Annotated in this window: 3 protein-coding genes; 1 reads left to right on the top strand and 2 read right to left on the bottom strand. The window is 67.1% G+C overall.

The window, feature by feature from the left end; genetic code table 11:
* A partial coding sequence (locus tag DBR34_RS01660) for a hypothetical protein (protein WP_146186754.1) occupies nucleotides 1-186 on the bottom strand: 186 nt, incomplete at its 3' end.
* A 249-nt stretch (nucleotides 187-435) separates the two neighbouring features.
* Between DBR34_RS01660 and DBR34_RS01655 the strand changes: the two genes are divergently transcribed.
* Nucleotides 436-2,703: an arylsulfatase gene (locus tag DBR34_RS01655; protein WP_128095449.1), complete on the top strand. Its 2,268-nt coding sequence runs from the start codon at nucleotides 436-438 to the stop codon at nucleotides 2,701-2,703.
* 23 nt (nucleotides 2,704-2,726) lie between these two features.
* On the opposite strand, the gene DBR34_RS01650 is transcribed toward DBR34_RS01655, so the two are convergent.
* Complete coding sequence (locus DBR34_RS01650) at nucleotides 2,727-4,070, bottom strand: PepSY domain-containing protein (protein ID WP_258223614.1); 1,344 nt, start codon at nucleotides 4,068-4,070, stop codon at nucleotides 2,727-2,729.
* Nucleotides 4,071-4,074 lie beyond the last annotated feature (4 nt).

Genomic DNA, 4,074 nt, shown 5'->3' with positions numbered 1-4,074 from the left:
TGCGCTGGCGGCACCGAAACCGACGTCATCGAACATGATCAGCAGGACATTGGGCGCGCCGTCGGGCGGTCGCTTGGCGGTAATCGGCGGCAGCTTCACGCCCAGCTTCTTGGCATCGAAGGAGAGCGGTCCCTGGTAGGCCTGGTCGGGAATCGGAAGGGTGCTGCCGGGGAGTTCCTGACTCATGGTCGCGCCTCGATCAACGGAATGTTCAGTGTCGCGGCGGCGCGTTGGGATGGCATCCGAAGAAGAACGGTGGGGCGGGTAGGTAGAAGTACTGGCGCTGCGCTGCCCTGTTTCTGCCGGATACCGCGCTTGGGTGGCGTCAGTAGATTTACCGCGCAGCGCCAGTAGTTATGCGGACGAAGGCGGGGCGAGCGGCTGGGGATACTGATGCCGCCCCCTTCATGTCGATCCCAACCACAGGACATCGCGATGAACGACGACGTTCAGAACCTGCCCTTGCCACCGCCGGCATTCGGCGGCCGCATCAGCGAGAACTACAAACAGGCCACGGCCGATTTTCCACAGCCGGTGTCACCGCCGTCCGGCGCGCCGGACGTGCTGGTCATCCTGATCGACGACCTGGGCTACGGGGGAACGTCGATGTTTGGCGGCCTGATTCCCACGCCCAACATCGACACCCTTGCCAAGACCGGGTTGCGCTATAGCCACTTCCATAACTGCGCGCTGTGCTCGCCCACCCGGGCTGCGCTGCTGTCGGGGCGCAACCATCACCGCACCGGCAACGGCTCCATTACCGAAGGCTCCACCGGCTTCCCCGGCTACAACAGCATGTGGTCCGATGACAACGCCGCCATCCCGCAGGTGCTGGCCTACAACGGCTACACCACCGCGGCGTTCGGCAAGTGGCACAACACCCCCGACTGGGAAACCAGCCCGGTGGGCCCCTTCGACCGGTGGCCCACCGGCAAGGGGTTCCAGACTTTCTACGGGTTCATGGGCGGGGAAACCAACCAGTTCACCCCGCAACTGTTCCGCAACACCACCCCGGTGGAGCCGGACACGACCCCCGAGCAGGGCTACCACCTCACCGACGACCTGGCCACCAAGGCGATTGAATGGCTGCACACCCGCCAGTCGATCACCCCGGACCGCCCGTGGTTCCTGTACTGGGCACCGGGCGCGATGCATGCCCCGCACCACGTGCCGGAACGCTACATCACGCCGTTCAAGGGCCGCTTCGACATGGGATGGGATGCCTATCGGGCAGACCTGTTCGAGAGCCAGAAGAAGATCGGCGCGGTGCCGCCGGATGCGCAGCTGACCCCGCGCCCGGCGGAGCTGCCGGCCTGGGACACGCACAGCGCCGATGAGAAGCGCCTGTTCGCGCGCCAGATGGAGTGCTTCGCCGGCTTCCTGACCCATCTGGACGAGCATGTGGGCCGGCTGTTGGACGCGGTCAACGCATTGCCGAATGCGGACAACACCCTGATCATCGCCGTACTGGGCGACAACGGCTGCAGCCCCGAAGGCGGCCTGTTCGGCACGTTGAACAACATGGCCACCCAGAATGGTTTCCCCGACGACGTGGCCAGCATGCTGCCGGCGATCGATGAGATAGGGCAGGGCCACCACGAGAACCACTTCGCCGTCGGCTGGGCCTGGGCCATCGATTGCCCGTTCCAGTGGACCAAGCAGGTGGCGAGCCACTTCGGCGGCAACCGCACGGGCGTTTCGGTGACCTGGCCGGCGAAGATCAAGGCCGGCGGCGAGCTGCGCGCGCAGTTCCAGCACGTGGTGGACATCGCGCCCACCATTTACGAGGCCGCGGGTATCCCGTTCCCGGAGGCGGTGAACGGCATCAGGCAGCAAGCGCTGGATGGCCGCAGCTTCATCCACACCTTCGCCGATGCCTCGGCCCCGTCCACCCACCTCACCCAGTACTTCGAGAATGCGGGCAACCGCGCCATTTACCACGAGGGCTGGATCGCCTCGGCCCATCACGGCGTGCCCTGGGTGCTGCTGGGGCGCGACGGCAACTTCGAGAACGACCACTGGGAGCTCTATGACCTGAGCAAGGACTTCAGCCAGGCCAATGACCTATCGGCCGAGCACCCGGAGAAACTGGCCGAGCTGCTGGCGATCTTCAAGCAGGAAGCGGAAGCCAATTTCGTGTTCCCGCTGGATGACCGCTTCTCCGAGCGCGCCCACATCCCGGATCGCCCGAGCGTGACCCGCGGCCGCACACGGTTCAAGTACTACGCCGGCACCACCCGGATCAGCGAAGGCACTGCACCGGATGTAAAGGCGCGCAGCCATTCGATCACTGCGCGCCTGGTGATTCCGGCCGGTGGGGCGGAAGGCGTGATCGTCGCGGCCGGCGGTGGCGCCGGCTACACGTTCTTCATCAAGGCCGGGGAGCTGATGTACGAGAACAACTTCTTTGGGCGCGAGCGCGACCTGCTTCGGGCCGGTAGCACGCTGCCCGAGGGCGAGGTGACCGTGGCCTTCCACTACACCCATGAGAGCACGCAATACGGTGGCGGTGGGACAGGGTGGCTGGAGATCGATGGGAAGGAGGTGGCACGACAGGCGTTCGCGCACGTACCGCCTGCGCGCTACAGCGCCACCGAAACGCTGGATATCGGCCGCGATCTGGGCGAGGCCGTCTCGCGCCAGTATCACTCGCCGTTTGCCTTCACCGGGACGCTGAAGGATGTGGTGTTCGAGGTCGGGTGATGGCGCGACCGGTGACCCTGCGCTTACTCCCGGGCCTGGCTCGGCGAACGCCATCCCCCGCTGGCGATGACGTCGAGCACGCCCACCACCAGCAGCGACGCGCCGACCAACGGGAACAGCACGCCGCCCACGCACAGCAACGCGAACACGGTGGCTACCGTCCGGCGTTCCTTCGGCAGTGGCGGCACCCCGATGCCGCCAAGCGGCCGGCGCTTCCACCACATCACTGCGCCGCTCACGCACAGCATCACGATCGCCGCGCAGGCCACCAGCAGGAACAGCCGATTGAACGTGCCGTATTCCTGGCCCAGGTGCACGTTGATGCCCCATTCCAGCCCGCGACCCGCTGCGCCGTAATCGGCGTAGCCCATGTCCAGCAGCACCCGGCCGCTGTACTGGTCCAGGTGCACCACACGCTGGCCGGCCACGTTTTCCGGGTAGACCGAGGCGGTATAGACGCCCATCGGGCCACGCGGCAGCGCCACGCTATAGCCGGGCGCCAGCCCGAGCGTGTTGAACCGCTGCACGGCCGCGTCGATGCCGATGGCACCCGGCTGCGGTGACAGGTCGCCCAGTGCGCCGCCGCCGTGGCCTTCGTGCCCGGCGTGCTTTTCGGCAGGTGCGTGATGCGCATGGGGCAACGCCGAGGCGGGCAGCCGTGCCTGCGCCATCGACCAGGTGGGGGTGGTGGTATCGGCCAACCGTTGCTGCGACATCGGTACCTGCACGCGCACGCCAGCGGGATAGCCGTAGTCGTGGCCGTTGGCCCACGCATTGACCTGCTTGCCCCACACCACCGACCACGGCATGCCGGTGACGGCCAGGAACAGCAGCACCAATCCGACCCAGACGCCGGTGACCGCGTGCAGGTCGCGCCAGAACAGGCGCTGCCTGGGTCGCCCGCGCACGGTCGTGATGCCGCCTTGCTGCCCGCGTGGCCACCACAGGTAGAGGCCGGTGAGCACCAGGAGGATGGCCCAGCCGGCGGCGATCTCGATCAGTGCGCTGGCGTAGTCGCCCAGCAGGTCCAGGCTGTGCAGCCGGCGCACCACACCGGAGAGGGTGCCCTTGTCGGGCAGGTGCCCGAGTACCTGCGCGGTGGCGGGGTGCACGTAGTAAACCTCGCGCTGCCCGCTGGGCTGCAGCACGCCGATTTCCACGCTGCCATCGGTGCGTTCGGGCGTGGTGTAGCGGAACACGTCGCCGGGGGTAACGGCGGTGACAGCGGCAATCTGCGCGCTGGGCAACGCAGGCGCCTGCGGCGAGGGTGCGGCTACCTTGAGGTCATGGTGCACCCAGCGGTCGATGGGCTTCTGGTAGAGGTAGGTGGCGCCGGTCAGCGCCAGCCAGGCGATGAACGGCAGCACGAAC

The organism is Stenotrophomonas sp. HMWF003 (genome assembly GCF_003061285.1).
Lineage (GTDB): Bacteria > Pseudomonadota > Gammaproteobacteria > Xanthomonadales > Xanthomonadaceae > Stenotrophomonas > Stenotrophomonas maltophilia_AP.
This window is presented reverse-complemented; position numbering and strand designations above follow the sequence as displayed.

What these genes read in the sequence shown, in the direction of transcription:
- DBR34_RS01655 (WP_128095449.1), top strand. Translation starts at nt 436, where the DNA reads ATGAACGACGACGTTCAGAACCTGCCCTTGCCACCGCCGGCATTCGGC.